This is a genomic window from Arenimonas sp. (assembly GCF_036275555.1).
In the GTDB taxonomy this organism is placed as follows: Bacteria; Pseudomonadota; Gammaproteobacteria; order Xanthomonadales; family Xanthomonadaceae; genus Arenimonas.
Window position 1 is genome coordinate 213,348 of sequence record NZ_DASUDO010000037.1, and the last position, 17,230, is coordinate 230,577.

Sequence of the window (17,230 nt, forward strand, 5' to 3'; positions counted from 1 at the left end):
ACGGTCAGGCGCCGACCAGCACGGAGCGCATCGAGATCGAACTCGCCACGCTGTCGTTGAAGAACTCGACCGCGTCGTCCTCGCGCTGCAGGGCCAGGACGTACAGCAGCGGCAGGTAGTGCTCGGGCGTCGGGATGGCGAGCAGCGCGTCCGGGCCCAGGGTTTCGTAGCCCAGCATGCCTTCGTGGTGGCCTTCGGCGATGCGGTCGGCGATGTCCTCGTCGAAGCGCTGCGCCCAGTCGTAGGGCTCGGCCTGGTTCGGCTTCCAGTGGCGCAGGTTGTGCACGATGTTGCCGCTGCCCACTACCAGCACGCCCTCGTCGCGCAGCGGCGCCAGCTGGCGCGCCAGGTCGTAATGCCAGGCGCCGGGCTGCAGGCTCGACAGGCTCAGCTGCACCACCGGGATGTCGGCCTCCGGGTACATCGGGCGCAGCACGCCCCAGGCGCCGTGGTCGAGGCCGCGGTGGCTGTCGAGGTGCACGCGCGGCTGCGTGATCAGTTCGGCGACGCGGTGCGCCAGCGCGGGGCTGCCCGGCGCCGGGTAGCGCACGTCGAACAGCGCGCGCGGGAAGCCGTGGAAGTCGTGGATGGTCTCGGGCTTCTCGGTCGAGCTGACGTACACGCCCTGGGTTTCCCAGTGCGCCGAGATGCAGAGGATGGCCTCGGGCCGCGGCAGGCGCTGGCCCAGGGCCTGCCAACTTCGCCGCCAGGCGTTGTCCTCGATGGCGTTCATTGGCGAACCGTGCCCCAGGAAAACCGCGGGCATCGGGCCGTTCATGGACGCAGCGCTCATCGAGGACTTCTCCGGTGGGGGGTGGGTTTGGGCATGACATTACCACCCTGACTTCCGGCACTGAGAGCCCCCCGGGTGGTTTGCCTAGTATTGACTCAACGATACCGTCAATGGCGCTATACCCAGCGCCCGGAGAGTGCGATGAGCGACACCGAGCCGCACCTGAAGAAGTTCCAGAAGGAGCTCAGCACCGGGACCGTGTCCCTGGTGCTGCTGGCCGTGCTGGCCCAGTCCGGCGAGCCGCTTTACGGCTACCAGATCGCCAAGCGCCTGGAGCAGACCGGCGACCCGCTGCTGGGCGGCAAGCAGAGCGCCCTGTACCCCGTGCTGCGCAACCTCAGCGCCGCCGGCCTGGCCGACAGCCACGTCGAGCCTTCGGTCAGCGGCCCGCCGCGCCGCTACTACCGCATCACCCCGCTGGGCCAGCGCGTGCTGGCCGAGTGGCGAACGAGCTGGGAAACCACCCGCCAATCCGTCGACGCCGTGCTGGAAGGACAACTGCGATGAATACCGCTACCCCGGGCACCATCCCCGAATACCTCGACGCGCTGCGCCGCGAGCTGCGCGGCGCCGACCCCTCCCTGGTGCAGGACGCGCTGTACGACGCCGAGGAATACCTGCGCTCGGAGCTGGCCGACAACCCCGGCACCGACGAGGCCGCGCTGCTGGCCAGCATCGCCGGCAGCTACGGCGACCCGGCCGAGGTCGCGGCGATCTACCGCGATACCGAAGTCCAGGTGGCGCAGGCGCTGCGCACGCCGCCGCCGGCGCCGCGCGCCAGCCTCGCCGGTCGCTTCTTCGGCGTGGCGGCGGATTCGCGGGCCTGGACGGCCTTGTTCTACATGCTGCTGTCGCTGGCCACGGGCATCGTCTACTTCACGACCGTCGTGACCGGCATCAGCCTGTCGGCGGGCATGGCGATGCTGGTCATCGGCATCCCCGTGGTGATCCTGTTCGTCGGCATCGTGCGGCTGCTGGCGCTGGTGGAAGGCCGGCTGGTGGAAGCGATGCTGGGCGAGCGCATGCCGCGCCGTCCCCTTTACGTCGGCCGCGGGCTGCCCTGGCTGGAGCGGATCGCGGCGATGTTCACCGATCCGCGCACCTGGTCGACCATGCTTTACCAGGTGCTGATGCTGCCGCTGGGCACGGTTTACTTCACCGCGGCGATCACCGGGCTGTCGGTGTCGCTGGGCCTGGTGGTGGCCGGCTTCGCCGCGCTGCTGGAGGGCACGGGCCTCCTGGACCTCGAGGGCACGCTGCACGTGTGGCCGTTCGCCAGCCCGCTGGTGGCGGCGCCGGTGCTGATCGTGGTGGGCGTGCTGGGCCTGTTCGTGGTGCTGCATCTCGCCCGCGGCGTGGGCAAGGTGCACGGTGCGCTGGCCAAGCACCTGCTGGTGAAGACCGCGCAGCACTGATGCCGGAGGGGATCGCGGGGCCGCGTGGCCTCGCGATCCCGGCAAGACTCAGCCGGCCAACAGCAGCGTCCAGATGACGCCCCACGCGGCCATCACCAGCAGCACCGCCAGCGCCAGCAGGCTGATGGCGAAACCCGGGCCGCGGTTGCGGCCCGGCACGGCGTAGGCCGCGGCGTACCAGATGCGCCCGGCCAGCCACACCGCGCCGGCCAGCGCCGCCCACTCCGGGTTGCCGAAGTACGCCGCCAGCCACAGCGTCGGCAGGAACATGATCGCGCCTTCCTGGGTGTTCATCTGCACGCGGAACGCGCGCTCGAAGCCCTCGTGGCCGGTGGTGGCCGGGGCCAGGATCTTGTACTTGCCGCGCGCGCGGCCCACCAGGATCGTGCAGGCGATCATCAGGACGATGGTGAGCAGGGTGACGAGGGCGATCAGCGGATGCATGGCGGGCCTTGGCGATGGAGTGGCGCCACTCTAGCCCGGCGGGCGATGGCTGTCGTGAATCCGGTATCGTGGCCATCCCGACCCGGCCCGCGAACCCGTGATGAGCGATCCCCTGGCCCAGCCGCTGAAACTGCCCTGTGGCGCCGTCGTTCCCAACCGCCTTTGCAAGGCAGCGATGACCGAGGGCCTGGGCGACGCGCGACTGCGCGCGACCGAACGCCACGTCCGCCTCTACCGCGCCTGGAGCGAGGGCGGCGCCGGCCTGCACGTCACCGGCAACGTGATGATCGACCGGCACGTGATCGAGCGCCCGGGCAATGTCGCCATCGACACCACGCACGCGCCCAGCGTCGACGCCGAGGCGCGCGCACGGCTCAAGGCCTGGGCCGCGGCGGGCACGGTCGGCGGCAACGGGCTGTGGATGCAGATTTCGCACGCGGGCCGGCAGTCGCCGCGCTACGCCACGCGCCAGCCGGTGGGGCCGTCGGCGGTGCAGCTCGAGCTGCTGGGCAACTACGCGCGCCCGCGCGCGCTGCGCGAGGACGAGATCCTCGACCTGGTGCAGCGCTTCGCCGCGGTCGCGGTGATCGCGCGCGAGACCGGCTTCACCGGCGTGCAGGTGCACGGCGCGCACGGGTACCTGCTGAGCAGCTTCCTCTCGCCCGTCACCAACCAGCGCACCGATGCCTGGGGCGGGTCGCTGGAGAATCGCGCACGCTTCCTGGTCGAGGCCGTGCGCGCGGTGCGCAAGGCGGTCGGCGCGGATTTCCCGGTGTCGGTGAAGCTCAACTCGGACGACTTCCGCAAAGGCGGCTTCAGCCATGCCGATTGCCTTGGCGTGGTGCAGCTGCTCAATGGCTGCGGGCTCGACCTGCTCGAGATCTCGGGCGGCAACTACGAGCAGCCGCGCCTGCTCGGCGTCTCGGGCCGTGACGGCGACGCGGTGGCGGTGCGCGAAAGCACCAAGGTCCGCGAGGCCTATTTCCTCGACTACGCCGCCGCCATCCGCAAGGTGGCGACGATGCCGATGATGGTGACGGGCGGCTTCCGCACCCGCGCCGGCATGGAGGCGGCGCTGGCCAGCGGCGACACCGACCTGATCGGCCTGGCCCGCCCGTTCTGCACGCATCCCGACGTGGCGCGGCGGCTGCTGGCGCGCGAGATCGACGAGCTGCCGGCCTACGAGCGCCGCCTGCACCTGCGCCCGCGCGGCTGGCTGTCGCCGGCCAGCCCCTGGCTGCTGCCCAAGATGGTGAACGTGCTCGGCGCGCAGGGCTGGTACTACCAGCAGATGGACCGGTTGGCCGACGGGCGCGCGCCGGACCTCGGGCGTGGCATGCTGCGCTCGTTCGCGCGCTACTGGTGGAACGACCTGGGCAAGGCCGCCCGGCTCACGCGTTAGGAGGCCCGATGCACACCCACGATCCCATGCACGGCGACGAGCCGCTGGCCGACGAGGCGGTGGTGGCGGCGATGCGCGAGTGGCTGGAGAAGGCCGTGATCGGCCTGAACCTCTGCCCGTTCGCCAAGGCGGTGCACGTGAAGCGGCAGATCCGCTACGTGGTCAGCCAGGCCGAAACCGAAGAGGCGCTGATCGAGGACCTGCTGCACGAGCTGCAGCTGCTGGCCTCGGCCGACCCGGGCGACATCGAGACCACGCTGCTGGTGCACCCGCGGGTGCTGGGCGATTTCCTCGACTACAACGATTTCCTCGACATCGCCGACGCGGCCGTCGAGGAGCTGGGGCTGGACGGCGTGCTGCAGGTGGCGAGCTTCCATCCGCAGTACCAGTTCGCCGACAGCGACGCCGACGACATGGCGAACTACAGCAACCGCGCGCCGTACCCGACCCTGCACCTGCTGCGGGAGGACAGCGTGGACAAGGCCGTGGCCGCGTTCCCGGAGGCGAACCGGATCTACGAAGCGAACATCGCGGCGCTGCGCGCGCTCGGGCCCGAAGGCTGGAAGAAGCTGTTCGCGCGCTAGCCGGGGCGGGCGGCGGGGGCCGCCGCCGGTCGGAGCCCCGGCGCGTGGTATTCCCGCTTACTTGTCGTTGCTGGCGGCGTCCGAGGCTTCGTCGGCGCCGGAAGCGCCCGCTTCCTCGGCCAGGCGCGCGTCCTCGGCCTGCAGCGCCGCGACCAGTTCGCCCATGTTCTCCATCACCTGGCGCTGGCCGAGCTCGCCGCCCAGCTGCATCATCCGCGGCATCTTGGCCAGGAAGGTCTTGCCGGCCGGCGTCGAGTAGAAGTCGCTCGCGGCACGCATCTCGGCGGCGGTGAACTCCTGCGCGTAGAGCTCGACCAGCGGCTCGCGCAGCGCGTCGTAGCTCATGTGCTTGGCGAAGAAGGCTTCCATCACGTGGCGGTAGCGCACCAGCTCGGGCTTTTCCTGCAGCTGCATGTCCATCATCACCTTCAGCGCGCCGGCGAGCTGGGTGTCCATGTCCATGGCGTCGAGCAGGCGCAGCGCTTCCTTGCGGGCTTCGGGGTCGGCGGCGGGCGGGTTGGCGGGCTGGGCCGCGGCCGCCAGCGGCAGGGCCAGGAGCAGGGTGCAGAGCAGGCGGCGGACGAGGGTCATGGCTTTCCTGGGACGTGTGGGGTGCGACGAGTGTGCCAGACGGACGCGCGCGGGCGCGACCGCCGGTGGCGTCAGAAGTCGTCGGCGGCGATCGCCATCAGGGTGGCGGCGCCGGCGCGGGCCGCCCGGAACTGGTGCGCGGTCTCCGGCAGCAGCCAGGCGAAGTAGAAGCGCGCGGTCGCCAGCTTGGTGCCGTAGAACCCTTCGCCCCCGTGCTGCAGCGACACGGCCGCCATCCGCGCCCACATCCACGCGTAGGCCAGGTGGCCGATGATGCGCAGGTAGGGCACCGAAGCGGCGCCGACTTCGTCCGGGTTGGCCTGCGCGCGCGCGCCCAGGTCCTTGGTCAGCGCCACCGTATCGGCCAGCAGCTTGGCCAGCGGCCCGGTGAATTCGGCCATGGCGGCGTTCGCGGCGTGCTCCTCCAGGAAGGCCTGGATGAGCGTGGCGAAGCGGCCGAACTTCTTGCCGCCGTCCATCAGCACCTTCCGGCCCAGCAGGTCGAGCGCCTGGATGCCGTTGGTGCCCTCGTAGATCATGTTGATGCGCGAATCGCGCACGAACTGGTCCATGCCCCATTCGGCGATGTAGCCGTGGCCGCCGAACACCTGCTGGCAAAGCGTGGTGGTTTCCCAGGCGTTGTCGGTGATGAAGGCCTTGACCACGGGCGTGAGCAGCGCCATCAGCTCGTCGGCTTCCTCGCGCACGGCCGGGTCGGGATGCGCGTGCTCGCGGTCGATCAGCAGCGCGGTCCAGGTGGTGAAGGCGCGGCCGGCCTCGGTGTAGGCGCGGCTGGTGAGCAACATGCGGCGCACGTCGGGGTGCACGATGATCGGGTCGGCCGCCTTCGCAGGCTGGGCGGCGCCGGTGGGCGCGCGGCCCTGCAGGCGGTCCTTGGCGTAGGCCACGGCGTTCTGGTGCGCGGCTTCGGCCTGGCCCAGCGACTGCATGCCGACGCCGAGGCGCGCGGAGTTCATCATCACGAACATCGCCGCCAGGCCTTTGTGCGGCTCGCCGATCAGCCAGCCGCGGGCACCGTCGAGGTTGATCACGCAGGTGGCGTTGCCGTGGATGCCCATCTTGTGTTCGATCGAGCCGGCCTGGATGGCGTTGCGCTCGCCGGGCTGGCCGCTCGCGTCCGGGATGAACTTGGGCACCAGGAACAGCGAGATGCCCTTGGTGCCCGCGGGGGCGTCGGGCAGGCGGGCGAGGACGAGGTGCAGGATGTTCGGCGCCAGGTCGTGCTCGCCGGCGCTGATGAAGATCTTGGTGCCGCTGAGCGCGAAGCTGCCGTCGCCGTTCGGTTCGGCCTTGGTCTTGAGGATGCCGAGGTCGGTGCCGCAGTGCGGTTCGGTCAGGCACATGGTGCCGGTCCACTCGCCCGAGACGATCTTGGTCAGGTAGACCTGCTTCTGCTCGTCGGTGCCGAAGGCGTGCAGGCATTCGTAGGCGCTGTGCGACAGGCCCGGGTACATCAGCCAGGCCTGGTTGGCCGAGTTCCACATTTCGTACAGGCGGTTGTTGACGATCGCGGGCAGGCCCTGGCCGCCGAAGTCCGGATCGCAGCTCACCGAGGGCCAGCCGGCTTCGACGAACTGCGCGTAGGCCTCCTTGAACCCGGGCGGCGCGGTGACCACGCCGTCGCCGTGCCAGGTGCAGCCCTCGCGGTCGCCCACCTGGTTGAGCGGCTGGATCACCTGGCTGGCGAACTTCGCGCCTTCCTCCAGCACCGCCTCGATGGTCTCCCGGTCGACGTCGGCATACCGCGGCAGCGATTTGAGCTCATCCTGGACCTTGAGCAGGTCGAACAGCACGAAATGCATGTCGCGCAGCGGAGCGGTGTACTGGGGCATGGTCGAAAGCCGGCAGGTTGGGAGCGCAGACTCTACCATACCCGCCCGTACGGGCCAGGTGAAAACAAATGAACCAGGTTCATTTACCGGCGTAAATGGACCTGGTTCATTGGTTTGTCAGGCGGATTGGCCGGCGGCGTGGCCGGAGGCCCAGGCCCACTGGAAGTTGTAGCCGCCGAGCCAGCCGGTGACGTCGAGGACTTCGCCGACGAAGTAGAGGCCGGGCGCGTGCCGGGATTCCATCGTGGCCGAGGACACGCCGCGGGTGTCGACGCCGCCCAGGGTGACCTCGGCGGTGCGGTAGCCCTCGGTGCCGCTGGCGACGATGGGCCAGTCCGCCAGCTGCCGGGCGATGTCGGGCAGTTCGCGGTGGGTGAACTGGCGCATGGGCTTGTTGGCGAACCACACCTCGCACAGGCGCTGCGCGAAGCGCTGCGGGAAGGCTTCGCCGAGCACGGTCTTGAGCTCGGCGGCGGGCTTGGCGGCCTGGCGCTCGAGCAGCCAGGCCTCGGCGTCGCGGTCCGGCAGCAGGTCGAGCCGCAGCTCGCGGCCCGGTTCCCAGTACGAGGAAACCTGCAGGATGCTGGGGCCGCTGAGCCCGCGATGGGTGATCAGCAGCGCATTGTCGAAGCGCGCCTTGCCGCAGCGGGCCGAGACCCGGAAGGACACGCCGGCCAGCTCGGCGTAGTGCTCCTGGTGCTTGCCGCTCAGCGTCAGCGGCACCAGCCCGGCGCGCGTGGGCAGCACCTCGTGGCCGAACTGCCGCGCGAGCTCATAGCCAAAGCCAGTGGCGCCCATGCTCGGGATCGACAGGCCGCCGGTGGCCACCACCAGCGAGGGCGCGGTGAGCGGCCCCTGCGAGGTGCGCACGCGGTAGCCGCCGCCCGCCATCGCCTCCACCGATTCCACCGTGCAGGAAACCTGCACCACCACGCCGGCGCGCGCGCACTCCTCCAGCAGCATCGCCACGATCTGCTTCGAGGACTCGTCGCAGAACAGCTGCCCCAGCTCCTTCTCGTGCCAGGCGATGCCGTGCGCATCCACCATCGCGATGAAGTCCCCGGGCCGGTAGCGCGCCAGCGCGGACTTGCAGAAATGCGGGTTGGCCGACAAGAAGTTCGCCGGCGTGGTGCCCGTATTGGTGAAGTTGCAGCGGCCGCCGCCCGACATCAGGATCTTCTTGCCGCAGCGGTTGGCGTGCTCGATCACGTGCACGCGGCGCCCGCGCCGGCCGGCGGTCAGCGCGCACATCAGCCCCGCGGCGCCGCCGCCGATCACGATCACGTCGGTTTCCATGCCGCGCACTCTACCGGTCGCAATCAGTCGTGCGACGGGCCCTTGCGGTGCGGCTTCTTGAAGGCGGGCTTGTCGCCACCAAACTTGCGCGGCCCGAACTCCTTCTTGCCGCCGGCGAACGGCTTCTTACCGAATCCCGGCTTGCCAGGCGCCTTGCCGGCCGTGTCCGGCGCCTCGCCGTCGCGGGTGATGCGCAGCTGCTGGCCGGCGCACCAGACGGTCTTGAGGTGCTGCATCACGTCCGGCGGCATGCCGTCGGGCAGGTCGAGCAGGGTGTGGTCCTCGAAGATCTCGATGCGGCCGATGTGCTTGGCGTCCAGGCCGGCCTCGTTGGCGATCGCGCCGACGATGTTGCCCGGCTTCACGCCGTGGTCGTAGCCCACTTCGATGCGGAACGTGCTCTTGCCCTCGTCGGGCGTGCGCGGTTCGCGGACCTTCTTGGCGAAGGCGGGCCGCTCGGGACGCTCGGCGCGCGCCGGGCGCTCGCCGCGCTCGGGCTTGTCGAAGCGCGAGGGCTTGGCGTACTTGTCGGTGGCCGCCTGCACGTCGCGCTCGAAGGCGCGCTTCTTGGCCTCGAACTTCGGCGGCTCCATCAGCAGCGGCACGTCGCCGCGGGCCATCTTGGCCAGGGCGGTGGCGATCTCGATGGCCGGCACGTTCTTCTCGCGCTCGTAGTCCTCGATCAGCTTGCGGAACTCGCCCAGCTCCCCGGCGGCCAGGGTGTCGCTGATCAGCTGCTTGAACTTGGCGATGCGCACGTCGTTGACGGCGGCCACGGTGGGCAGCTCCATCGGCGTGATCGGCTGGCGCGTGGCGCGCTCGATGGCGCGCAGCATGCCGCGTTCGCGCGGGGCGATGAACAGGATCGCCTCGCCGCTGCGGCCGGCGCGGCCGGTGCGGCCGATGCGGTGCACGTAGCTCTCGGTGTCGTAGGGCACGTCGTAGTTCACGACGTGGCTGATGCGGTCCACGTCCAGGCCGCGGGCGGCGACGTCGGTGGCGACCAGGATGTCGATCTTGCCGTTCTTGAGCTGCTCGATGGTGCGCTCGCGCTGCGCCTGGACCACGTCGCCGTTGATGGACGCCGCGGAGAAGCCGCGCGCCTGCAGCTTCTCGGCCAGCTCGTCGGTGGCCTGCTTGGTGCGGGCGAAGACGATCATGGCGTCGAAGGGCTCGGCCTCGAGGATGCGGGTGAGCGCGTCGAGCTTGTGCAGGCCGGAAACTTCCCAGCTGCGCTGGCGGATGTTCTCGGCGGTGCGGGTCTTGGCCTCGATCGTGACCTCGACCGGGTCCTTGAGGTAGGTCTGGGCGATGCGGCGGATCGCGTGCGGCATGGTGGCCGAGAACAGCGCGGTCTGGCGCGTGGCCGGCATCTTCTTGAGGATGGCCTCGACGTCGTCGATGAAGCCCATGCGCAGCATCTCGTCGGCTTCGTCGAGCACGAGGTTCTTCAGCAGCGAAAGGTCGAGCGAGCCCTTGTCGAGGTGGTCGATGATGCGGCCCGGGGTGCCGACCACGACGTGCACGCCGCGGCGCAGCGCCTGCAGCTGCGGGCCGTAGGGCTGGCCGCCGTACACCGGCAGCACGTGGAAGCCGGGCATGTGCGCGGCGTAGCGCTGGAAGGCCTCGGCGACCTGGATGCCCAGCTCGCGGGTCGGCGCCAGCACCAGGGCCTGCGGCTTGGTCTGCGAGAGGTCGATCTGCGCGAGGATCGGCAGCGCGAAGGCGGCGGTCTTGCCGGTGCCGGTCTGGGCCTGGCCCAGCACGTCGCGGCCGCCCAGCAGGTGCGGGATGGTCGCGGCCTGGATCGGCGAGGGCGACTCGTAGCCGACCTCGGCGAGCACCTTGAGCAGGGGCTCGCCCAGGGCGAGGTCACGGAAATGCAGCGGCGCGCTGGGCGCCTCGGTCGTCTGGGCGGTCATGGGGAGTCCGTAGGTCTGGGTCCGACTGAATCGGGGAGACTTCGCATACCGGCACACCACGGACACGAAGAAGGCGCGGGATTGTACCCCAGCGGCGCTTCAGGCACCTGAACCGCGCCCGGCTTGCGGCGCCCGGGCGATGCGCCAATCATGGGGCCCGGTCCGAGAAGGAGAGTCCCCATGCGCCTGCGCCCCGCGAAACTCGCCGCCCTGCTGACCCTGGGCCTCGCCGCCGCCTGCAGCACCACGCCCACCGGCCGTTCCCAGCTGATCCTGGTCGGCGATGCCGACATGGACCGGATGGGCGCCACCGCCTTCGCCCAGGTCAAGGCCGGCGGCAAGGTCTACGGTGATGCCGCCTCCACCCGCTACGTGAACTGCGTCGCCCGTGCCCTGATCGCCCAGCTGCCCGAGCCGGCCCGCAGCAAGCCCTGGGAAGTGGCCCTGATCGACGACGCCAGCGCCAACGCCTTTGCCCTGCCGGGCGGCAAGGTCGGCGTGCACACCGGGCTGCTGAAGGTCGCCGCCAACCAGGACCAGCTGGCCTCGGTGATCGGCCACGAGCTGGGCCACGTCACCTCGCGCCACGCGGCCGAACGCGTGTCCAACCAGTTCGCCACCGACGCCGCGCTGCAGGTGCTCAACTCCGCCACCGGCGGCCAGCGCCAGCAGCTGCTGGGCCTGCTGGGCCTGGGCGCGCAGGCCGGTATCGCGCTGCCGTTCTCGCGCCAGCACGAGACCGAGGCCGACGTGCTCGGCCAGCGCTACATGGCCAGCGCCGGCTTCGACCCGCGCGCCGCCGCCACGCTCTGGGAGAACATGCAGAAGCAGGCCGGCGGCAGCCGTGCGCCGGCCTGGCTGTCCACCCACCCGGATCCGCAGCGCCGCATCCAGACGCTGGCCGCGGCCGCGCCCAGCCTGATGCCCACCTACGAGCAGGCGCGCAGCGCCGGCCGCCGCCCGAACTGCCGCTGATCCCTTCCTTTCCCCGCCGAGACCCGTCGCCCCATGGCCTACCTCTGGACCAAGCTCTTCCACGTGCTGTTCGTGATTTCCTGGATGGCGACCGTGTTCTACCTGCCGCGCATCCTGGTCAACCTGGCCGAGGCGGGTGCCGAGCCGGCGGTGCGGGCGCGGCTGGCGCTGATGGGGGCGCGGCTCTATCGCTTCGGCCACGTGATGTTCGGCATCGCGCTGCTGCCGGGGCTGGCGCTGTGGATGCACTTCGACCGCAGCGGCGGCTGGGTGCACGCGAAGCTGACGCTGGTGGCGCTGATGCTGGCGCACTTCATCGTGACCGGCCGCTGGATCAAGCGCGCCGCCACCGGCGCGCCGCTGCCATCGCCGACCGCGCTGCGCTGGTTCAACGAGGTGCCGCTGGTGCTGGTGGTCCCGATCCTGTGGCTGGTCTACTTCAAGCCGTTCTGAGGTCGCGACTCGCAGGGCCCGCCGCTGTCCGGCGGGCCACCGCCGCGCGCGCCGCGCCGTGCGTCAGGCGCGGCGTCGGCGGCGCAGCTCGCGCGCGACCACCACGGCGAGCGTGATCAAGGTGAGCGGGATCACCACGGCGCGCATCACCAGGCTGTATTCGTCCAGGGCATCGTGCTCCTGCGCGTACAGCACGAGGTAGGTAGTGTAGGCCACGTAGTAGCCCAGGAACACCGCGCCTTCCCAGCGCGCGATCAGGTGCCCGGTGAACAGCACCGGCAGGCAGGCCACCGCCACCGCGATCATCACCGGCAGGTCGAAGGCCAGCAGCGAGGGCGGCACGGTGAGGCCGCTGCCCGACACCAGGGCGCTGATGCCCAGCACGGCGCCGAGGTTGAAGATGTTGCTGCCCAGCACGTTGCCGACCGCGATCTCGCGCTCGCCGCGCACCGCGGCGATGACCGAGGTGGCGACTTCGGGCAGCGAGGTGCCGGCGGCGACGATGGTCAGCCCGATGACGAGCTGGCTGACGCCGAGCATGGTCGCGAAGGTGATGGCCGAGTCCACCAGCCAGCGCGACCCGAGCACCAGCATGCCGAGGCCGACGATGATCAGCGCCAGCTGCGCCGGCAGCCGCGACAGCCAGGCCGGGCCGGTGGGCAGCAGGTCGTCGGTGACTTCGCTGGCCGGCGCGTTCTTGCCCTGGAAGTACAGCAGCGCCGTGTAGCCGGCGATCAGCAGCACCAGCAGCGCGCCCTCCGCCGCGGACAGCCGCAGGTCGAGGACCATGCCGCCGACCAGCAGGCTCAGGCCGATCACGATGGGCACTTCCTGGCGGATCAGCTGCCGGTCCACCACGAGCGGCGCGATCAGGGCCGACAGCCCGAGGATGAACAGGATGTTGAAGATGTTGCTGCCCACCACGTTGCCCAGCGCGATGTCGGTCTGGCCGTCGAGCGCGCCCTTGATGGACACCGCGAGTTCGGGTGCGCTGGTGCCGAAGGCGACCACGGTCAGCCCGACCACCAGCGGGGCGATGCCCAGCGACAGCGAGAGGCGCGAGGCGCCGCGGACCAGCAGGTCGGCGCCGACGATCAGCAGGGCCAGGCCGGCGAGGAACAGGATCAGGGTCATGGGGTACTCCGGGAACAGGCCGCCATTATCGCCCGCAACGCTGCGTTTCCGGGCGTGAAGAACCGGATGACCCGGTGGCCGCCTCCCGGTATCGTCCCCCCACGCTCTTCGAGGCAAGCCCGATGTCCCTGGTCTCCCGTTGGTTCCGCATCCCCTTCTGGCAGCGCGTGTTGGCCGGCTTCGTGCTCGGCGCACTGGCCGGCTGGGCCCTGGGCGAACAGGCCGCGGCCTGGTTCCAGCCGCTGGGTACGCTCTACGTCACCCTGATCAAGATGATCGCGACGCCGCTGGTGTTCTTCGCGGTGATCAACGCGGTGGCCAGCCTGCACGGGCAGCAGTCGGTGGCGGCGCTGGGCGGGCGCACCTTCGCCTGGTTCGCGGCCACGGCGGCGCTGGCGGTGGGCGTGGCCTTCGCGGTGGGTGCGGTGATGCAGCCGGGCCTGGGGCTGGGCGAGCTGGCCGTGGCCGAGACCTATGTCGAAAAGGTCGTGCCTGGTCCGGTGGCGGTGCTGCTGGACGTGGTGCCGGCCAATCCCTTCGCGGCGCTGGCGGACGGCAAGATCCTGCAGGTGATTTTCTTCGCGGGCCTGGTCGGCTTCGCGCTGGTGAAGCTGGGCGAGAAGACCGCGAAGCTGCGCGCGCTGGCCGGCGAGGCCAGCGACGTGATGATCCAGGTGACGCGCTTCGTGCTCGAGGTCACGCCGATCGGAACCTTCGGCCTGATCGCGGCGCTGGTGGGCAGCTACGGCTTCGAGCGGCTGCTGCCGCTGGGTGGGTTCGTGGTGGCGCTGTACCTGGCCTGCGCGCTGCACATCGTCTTCGTCTACGGAGGTTTGCTGCTGGCGCACGGCCTGAATCCGCTGCGCTTCCTGCGCGGCGCACTGCCGGCGATGCAGGTGGCGTTCGTTGCCTCGTCGAGCTTCGCGGCGCTGCCGGCCTCGCTGCGCGCGGCGACGCATGCGCTGGGCGTGAAGCAGGAGTATGCGGCGTTCGCGGTGCCGCTGGGCGCCAGCATCAAGATGGACGGCTGCGGTGCGATCTTCCCGACGCTGACGGCGATGTTCGTGGCGCAGTACTTCGGGATCGAGCTCAGCGCCTCGCAGTACTTCGTGATCCTGCTGGCCTCGGTGCTGGGCAGCTTCGGCACCGCCGGCGTGCCGGGCACGGCGATGGTGATGGCCACGGTCGTGCTGAGCTCCGCCGGCCTGCCGCTCGAGGGCATCGGCTACCTGGTCGCGATCGACCGCGTGCTGGACATGATGCGCACGATGACCAACGTCACCGGCCAGGTGCTGGTGCCGGTGCTGGTGGCGAAGGAAACCGGCCTGCTCGACCAGGCGGTGTACGACCGCGCCACCGGCGACATCGGCCTCGACGACGCGGCGCCGCGCGCCTGATGACGCCGCGCCGCGCCACCCTGGCCGGGTTCGCGGCCGTGCTGCTGTGGTCCTCGCTGGCGGTGCTGACCGGCGGCACCGCCGGCATCCCGCCGTTCCAGCTGCTGGCGATGGGTTTCGGCGTCGCCGGCCTGGCCGGCGGCGCGCTGCTGCTGCGGCCGGGAGGCCCCGGCCTGGCTGGGCTGCGGCAGCCGCTGGCTGCGGGCGCGCTGGGCATCGCGGCGCTGTTCGGCTACCACGCGCTGTACTTCATCGCGCTGAAGAATGCGCCGGCGGTGGAGGCCAACCTGATCAACTATCTCTGGCCGCTGCTGATCGTGGTGTTCGCCGCCTTGATCGGCGACGCGCGGATCCGCGCCGGGCAGTGGCTGGGCACCGCGCTGGGACTCGCGGCCGCGGTGTTGCTGGTGACGCGCGGTGGGCGCGTGCAGGTCGATCCCGCGCACCTGCCGGGCTATGCGGCGGCGCTGGGCGCGGCCCTGGCGTGGGCGCTGTATTCGGTGCTCAACCGCCGGTTCGAGGCGGTGCCGAGTTCGGCGATGGCGGGCGCCTGCCTCGCGGTCGGCGTGCTGGGCGGCCTCGCGCACCTCGCGCTGGAAACCACGGTGGTGCCGACGGCGGGGCAGGGCGCGCTGATCCTGCTGCTGGGCCTGGGCCCGACCGGCATCGCCTTCTGGCTCTGGGACATCGGCACCAAACGCGGCGACATCGCGCTGCTGGGGACGCTGTCCTACGCCGCGCCGCTGCTCTCGACCGGCCTGCTGCTCGCCTTCGGCCAGGCGACGCCGCACTGGACGCAGGCCGTCGCGGTGGCCCTCTTGCTGCTCGGCGCCTGGCTCAGCGTCCGCCCGAAAAAGGGGTCAGAGTAATTATTCGCTTCAAACGAATAATTACTCTGACCCCTTTTTTTCAGCGGGCCAGGCGCCAGCCGAGCAGGGCGAAGGGGATCGGGATGGCCAGGCCGGCCACCACCATCCACGCCGGATGCGGGATCACCGAGAAGTTCAGGGCCACCAGGGCCAGCATCACCACGCCGACCGCGATCGCGACGCCGCGCTTGTGCGCCACGCTGATGGTGGTGGCGGTGAAGGCGCCGAGGAAGGTGCCGAAGGCGTAGGCGATGAGTACCAGGCCCAGCGCCATCTTCGGCATCTGTGAAATCAGGGCGACCATCGCGTCGTGGTCGGTCGGGTCGATGCCCGGGGGCGGCGGATAAATCGAATGCCCGAGCCACTGCACCGCCGCCACGGTGATCCCCATCACCAGGATGCCCGCCAGTACCGCCAGGATGCTCCGCAACATGTCCTTGCCTCCCCCGAAGATGCTTCGCAGCTTCCGGCAGCCTTGTCGCGAAAGCAAGGCGGTTCTTGGACGCGGATTTACGCGGATAAACGCGGATACAGCAAAGCCGGTTTTTTTGCGACGCGAGGGCGTGCATCCCGCGAGGACCCAATATTGAGGCTTTTTGCTCTATCCGCGTTTATCCGCGTAAATCCGCGTCAAAAAAAGGCCGCCCCGGAAACGAAAAAGGGCCGCGCGAGGCGGCCCTTCCCTTGGCAACGCAGCGTGGGATCAGCGCGCGGTGCGGGCCTCGCCGCCGCGGCCGCGGCCGCCGTCGCGCGGGCTCTTGGGGCCCGCGTGCGCGTGGCGCTCGCCGTTGTTGACGTGCGGGCGGCGCGCGTGGCGCTGCGGCGGACGCTGGCCGCCGGCCGGCCGGCCCGACGGGGCGTCGTTGCCCATGCGGATCGGGCGCTGCGGCGAGTAGCCCTCGACTTCCACCATCTCGATGTCGGCCTTGAGCACGCGCTGGATGGCGCGCAGCAGGCCGCCCTCGTCGTGCGAGACCAGCGAGACCGCTTCGCCGGAGGCGCCGGCGCGGCCGGTGCGGCCGATGCGGTGCACGTAGTCTTCCGCGACCATCGGCAGGTCGAAGTTGATGACCATCGGCAGCAGCGGGATGTCCAGGCCGCGCGCGGCGACGTCGGTGGCGACCAGAACGCGGGCCTTGCCGGACTTGAAGTCCTTCAGGGCCTTGAGGCGCTGGGCCTGGCTCTTGTTGCCGTGGATGGCGACCGAGTTGATGCCGGCCTTGTCCAACTGCTCCGACAGGCGGTTGCAGCCGTGCTTGGTGCGGCCGAACACGAGCACCTGGTCCTGGTAGCGCTTGGACAGGATCTCGAGCAGCAGGTCGCGCTTGCGGCTGGCGTCGACCGGATGGACGATGTGGGTGACGTTGGTGGCGACCGCATTGCGGACCGAGACCTGTACTTCCTTCGGCTCGCGCAGGAACTCCATCGCCAGCTTCTTGATCGCGTCCTCGAAGGTGGCCGAGAACAGCAGGGTCTGGCGGCGCGACGGGATCTTGGCCATCACGCGCTTGATCGCGGGCAGGAAGCCCATGTCGAGCATGCGGTCGGCTTCGTCCAGCACCAGGATCTCGACGTGCGAGAGGTCGACGCTGCGGCGCTCGAGATGGTCGAGCAGGCGGCCCGGCGTCGCCACCAGGATGTCGACGCCGCGGCGCAGCGCGTCGATCTGCGGCTGCATGCCGGCGCCGCCGTAGATGGTGGTGCTGGCCAGGCGCAGGTGCTTGCCGTAGGCGCGCAGGCTGTCGAACACCTGCACGGCCAGCTCGCGGGTGGGCACCAGCACCAGCGCGCGCGGCTTGCGCGGGCCGTGCATCGGGCCGGCCTGGGCCAGGCGGTGCAGCAGGGGCAGCGAGAACGCGGCGGTCTTGCCGGTGCCGGTCTGGGCGCCGCCCATCAGGTCGCTGCCGGCCATCACCAGCGGGATCGCTTCGGCCTGGATCGGGGTGGGGTTGGCGTAGCCGAGTTCGGCCAGCGCACGGGTGATCTCGGGCGCGAGCCCAAGGGTTTCAAAAGACATGGTTGTACTCCGTTCGTGTAACCCGGAGCGTTCCCTGAAACCGCGCTGCGAGCTGGTGCATCTGGTTTTACGGCAGGGACCAAGG

At 70.4% G+C, this 17,230-nt stretch carries 17 protein-coding genes; 8 read left to right on the forward strand and 9 right to left on the reverse strand.

Annotated features, from left to right (window positions below):
• Positions 1-4: 4 nt before the first annotated feature.
• On the reverse strand, positions 5-793 hold the full coding sequence (gene ygiD, locus VFV21_RS10265) for a 4,5-DOPA dioxygenase extradiol (protein ID WP_329669326.1): 789 nt from the start codon (positions 791-793) through the stop codon (positions 5-7).
• Between the two features lie 141 nt (positions 794-934).
• Between ygiD and VFV21_RS10270 the strand changes: the two genes are divergently transcribed.
• Together VFV21_RS10270 and VFV21_RS10275 are read left to right on the forward strand one after the other, a co-directional pair.
• Positions 935-1,300 carry a PadR family transcriptional regulator gene (locus VFV21_RS10270; RefSeq protein WP_329669327.1) on the forward strand — a complete coding sequence of 122 codons (366 nt, stop codon included), beginning with the start codon at positions 935-937 and terminating at the stop codon, positions 1,298-1,300.
• Positions 1,297-2,208: a sensor domain-containing protein gene (locus tag VFV21_RS10275; RefSeq protein ID WP_329669328.1), complete on the forward strand. Its 912-nt coding sequence runs from the start codon at positions 1,297-1,299 to the stop codon at positions 2,206-2,208. Before VFV21_RS10270 ends, VFV21_RS10275 begins: the two co-directional genes overlap by 4 nt.
• 48 nt (positions 2,209-2,256) lie before the next feature.
• On the opposite strand, the gene VFV21_RS10280 is transcribed toward VFV21_RS10275, so the two are convergent.
• Positions 2,257-2,652, reverse strand: a complete 396-nt coding sequence (locus VFV21_RS10280; RefSeq protein WP_329669329.1) for an MAPEG family protein — start codon at positions 2,650-2,652, stop codon at positions 2,257-2,259.
• A 100-nt stretch (positions 2,653-2,752) separates the two neighbouring features.
• On the opposite strand from VFV21_RS10280, the gene VFV21_RS10285 reads away from it, so the two are divergent.
• Both VFV21_RS10285 and VFV21_RS10290 read left to right on the forward strand, forming a co-directional pair.
• Positions 2,753-4,054, forward strand: coding sequence for an NADH:flavin oxidoreductase/NADH oxidase family protein (locus VFV21_RS10285; RefSeq protein ID WP_329669330.1), 1,302 nt, complete (start codon positions 2,753-2,755; stop codon positions 4,052-4,054).
• A gap of 8 nt (positions 4,055-4,062) precedes the next feature.
• Positions 4,063-4,638: a DUF1415 domain-containing protein gene (locus VFV21_RS10290; protein ID WP_414638545.1), complete on the forward strand. Its 576-nt coding sequence runs from the start codon at positions 4,063-4,065 to the stop codon at positions 4,636-4,638.
• A gap of 57 nt (positions 4,639-4,695) precedes the next feature.
• Here the strand turns inward: VFV21_RS10290 and VFV21_RS10295 are convergent, their stop codons facing one another.
• The 4 genes from VFV21_RS10295 to VFV21_RS10310 all read right to left on the reverse strand — a co-directional run bounded on the left by VFV21_RS10295 (position 4,696) and on the right by VFV21_RS10310 (position 10,300).
• Positions 4,696-5,229: a DUF2059 domain-containing protein gene (locus VFV21_RS10295; protein ID WP_329669331.1), complete on the reverse strand. Its 534-nt coding sequence runs from the start codon at positions 5,227-5,229 to the stop codon at positions 4,696-4,698.
• A gap of 71 nt (positions 5,230-5,300) precedes the next feature.
• Complete coding sequence (locus VFV21_RS10300) at positions 5,301-7,082, reverse strand: acyl-CoA dehydrogenase C-terminal domain-containing protein (RefSeq protein WP_329669332.1); 1,782 nt, start codon at positions 7,080-7,082, stop codon at positions 5,301-5,303.
• A 117-nt stretch (positions 7,083-7,199) separates the two neighbouring features.
• Positions 7,200-8,378 (reverse strand): NAD(P)/FAD-dependent oxidoreductase, encoded by a 1,179-nt coding sequence (locus VFV21_RS10305; RefSeq protein ID WP_329669333.1) that lies wholly within the window; start codon positions 8,376-8,378, stop codon positions 7,200-7,202.
• Between the two features lie 23 nt (positions 8,379-8,401).
• Positions 8,402-10,300 (reverse strand): DEAD/DEAH box helicase, encoded by a 1,899-nt coding sequence (locus VFV21_RS10310; RefSeq protein WP_329669334.1) that lies wholly within the window; start codon positions 10,298-10,300, stop codon positions 8,402-8,404.
• Positions 10,301-10,480: 180 nt separating this feature from the next.
• Here VFV21_RS10310 and VFV21_RS10315 point away from each other — a divergent pair, with 180 nt between their 5' ends.
• Both VFV21_RS10315 and VFV21_RS10320 read left to right on the forward strand, forming a co-directional pair.
• Positions 10,481-11,275 (forward strand): M48 family metallopeptidase, encoded by a 795-nt coding sequence (locus VFV21_RS10315; RefSeq protein ID WP_414638546.1) that lies wholly within the window; start codon positions 10,481-10,483, stop codon positions 11,273-11,275.
• A 33-nt stretch (positions 11,276-11,308) separates the two neighbouring features.
• The gene (locus tag VFV21_RS10320; RefSeq protein WP_329669335.1) at positions 11,309-11,728 is read left to right on the forward strand and encodes a CopD family protein; all 420 of its coding nucleotides are present in this window, start codon (positions 11,309-11,311) and stop codon (positions 11,726-11,728) included.
• A 63-nt stretch (positions 11,729-11,791) separates the two neighbouring features.
• Here the strand turns inward: VFV21_RS10320 and VFV21_RS10325 are convergent, their stop codons facing one another.
• Positions 11,792-12,862, reverse strand: a complete 1,071-nt coding sequence (locus VFV21_RS10325) for a calcium/sodium antiporter (protein WP_329669336.1) — start codon at positions 12,860-12,862, stop codon at positions 11,792-11,794.
• Between the two features lie 122 nt (positions 12,863-12,984).
• On the opposite strand from VFV21_RS10325, the gene VFV21_RS10330 reads away from it, so the two are divergent.
• Together VFV21_RS10330 and VFV21_RS10335 are read left to right on the forward strand one after the other, a co-directional pair.
• Positions 12,985-14,259, forward strand: a complete 1,275-nt coding sequence (locus VFV21_RS10330) for a dicarboxylate/amino acid:cation symporter (RefSeq protein WP_329669337.1) — start codon at positions 12,985-12,987, stop codon at positions 14,257-14,259.
• Positions 14,259-15,128 carry a DMT family transporter gene (locus VFV21_RS10335; RefSeq protein WP_329669338.1) on the forward strand — a complete coding sequence of 290 codons (870 nt, stop codon included), beginning with the start codon at positions 14,259-14,261 and terminating at the stop codon, positions 15,126-15,128. The genes VFV21_RS10330 and VFV21_RS10335 overlap by 1 nt, the downstream gene beginning before the upstream one ends.
• 40 nt (positions 15,129-15,168) lie before the next feature.
• Here VFV21_RS10335 and VFV21_RS10340 read toward each other — a convergent pair whose 3' ends face one another.
• Positions 15,169-15,561 (reverse strand): hypothetical protein, encoded by a 393-nt coding sequence (locus tag VFV21_RS10340; protein WP_329669339.1) that lies wholly within the window; start codon positions 15,559-15,561, stop codon positions 15,169-15,171.
• Between the two features lie 270 nt (positions 15,562-15,831).
• Positions 15,832-17,145 carry a DEAD/DEAH box helicase gene (locus VFV21_RS10345; RefSeq protein ID WP_329669340.1) on the reverse strand — a complete coding sequence of 438 codons (1,314 nt, stop codon included), beginning with the start codon at positions 17,143-17,145 and terminating at the stop codon, positions 15,832-15,834.
• Between the last annotated feature and the right edge of the window lie 85 nt (positions 17,146-17,230).

What these genes read in the sequence shown, in the direction of transcription:
- VFV21_RS10275 (WP_329669328.1), top strand. Translation starts at nt 1,297, where the DNA reads ATGAATACCGCTACCCCGGGCACCATCCCCGAATACCTCGACGCGCTG.
- VFV21_RS10285 (WP_329669330.1), top strand. Translation starts at nt 2,753, where the DNA reads ATGAGCGATCCCCTGGCCCAGCCGCTGAAACTGCCCTGTGGCGCCGTC.
- VFV21_RS10330 (WP_329669337.1), top strand. Translation starts at nt 12,985, where the DNA reads ATGTCCCTGGTCTCCCGTTGGTTCCGCATCCCCTTCTGGCAGCGCGTG.
- ygiD (WP_329669326.1), bottom strand. Translation starts at nt 793, where the DNA reads ATGAGCGCTGCGTCCATGAACGGCCCGATGCCCGCGGTTTTCCTGGGG.
- VFV21_RS10280 (WP_329669329.1), bottom strand. Translation starts at nt 2,652, where the DNA reads ATGCATCCGCTGATCGCCCTCGTCACCCTGCTCACCATCGTCCTGATG.
- VFV21_RS10305 (WP_329669333.1), bottom strand. Translation starts at nt 8,378, where the DNA reads ATGGAAACCGACGTGATCGTGATCGGCGGCGGCGCCGCGGGGCTGATG.
- VFV21_RS10310 (WP_329669334.1), bottom strand. Translation starts at nt 10,300, where the DNA reads ATGACCGCCCAGACGACCGAGGCGCCCAGCGCGCCGCTGCATTTCCGT.
- VFV21_RS10340 (WP_329669339.1), bottom strand. Translation starts at nt 15,561, where the DNA reads ATGTTGCGGAGCATCCTGGCGGTACTGGCGGGCATCCTGGTGATGGGG.
- VFV21_RS10325 (WP_329669336.1), bottom strand. Translation starts at nt 12,862, where the DNA reads ATGACCCTGATCCTGTTCCTCGCCGGCCTGGCCCTGCTGATCGTCGGC.
- VFV21_RS10295 (WP_329669331.1), bottom strand. Translation starts at nt 5,229, where the DNA reads ATGACCCTCGTCCGCCGCCTGCTCTGCACCCTGCTCCTGGCCCTGCCG.
- VFV21_RS10290 (WP_414638545.1), top strand. Translation starts at nt 4,063, where the DNA reads ATGCACACCCACGATCCCATGCACGGCGACGAGCCGCTGGCCGACGAG.
- VFV21_RS10320 (WP_329669335.1), top strand. Translation starts at nt 11,309, where the DNA reads ATGGCCTACCTCTGGACCAAGCTCTTCCACGTGCTGTTCGTGATTTCC.
- VFV21_RS10345 (WP_329669340.1), bottom strand. Translation starts at nt 17,145, where the DNA reads ATGTCTTTTGAAACCCTTGGGCTCGCGCCCGAGATCACCCGTGCGCTG.
- VFV21_RS10270 (WP_329669327.1), top strand. Translation starts at nt 935, where the DNA reads ATGAGCGACACCGAGCCGCACCTGAAGAAGTTCCAGAAGGAGCTCAGC.
- VFV21_RS10315 (WP_414638546.1), top strand. Translation starts at nt 10,481, where the DNA reads ATGCGCCTGCGCCCCGCGAAACTCGCCGCCCTGCTGACCCTGGGCCTC.
- VFV21_RS10300 (WP_329669332.1), bottom strand. Translation starts at nt 7,082, where the DNA reads ATGCCCCAGTACACCGCTCCGCTGCGCGACATGCATTTCGTGCTGTTC.
- VFV21_RS10335 (WP_329669338.1), top strand. Translation starts at nt 14,259, where the DNA reads ATGACGCCGCGCCGCGCCACCCTGGCCGGGTTCGCGGCCGTGCTGCTG.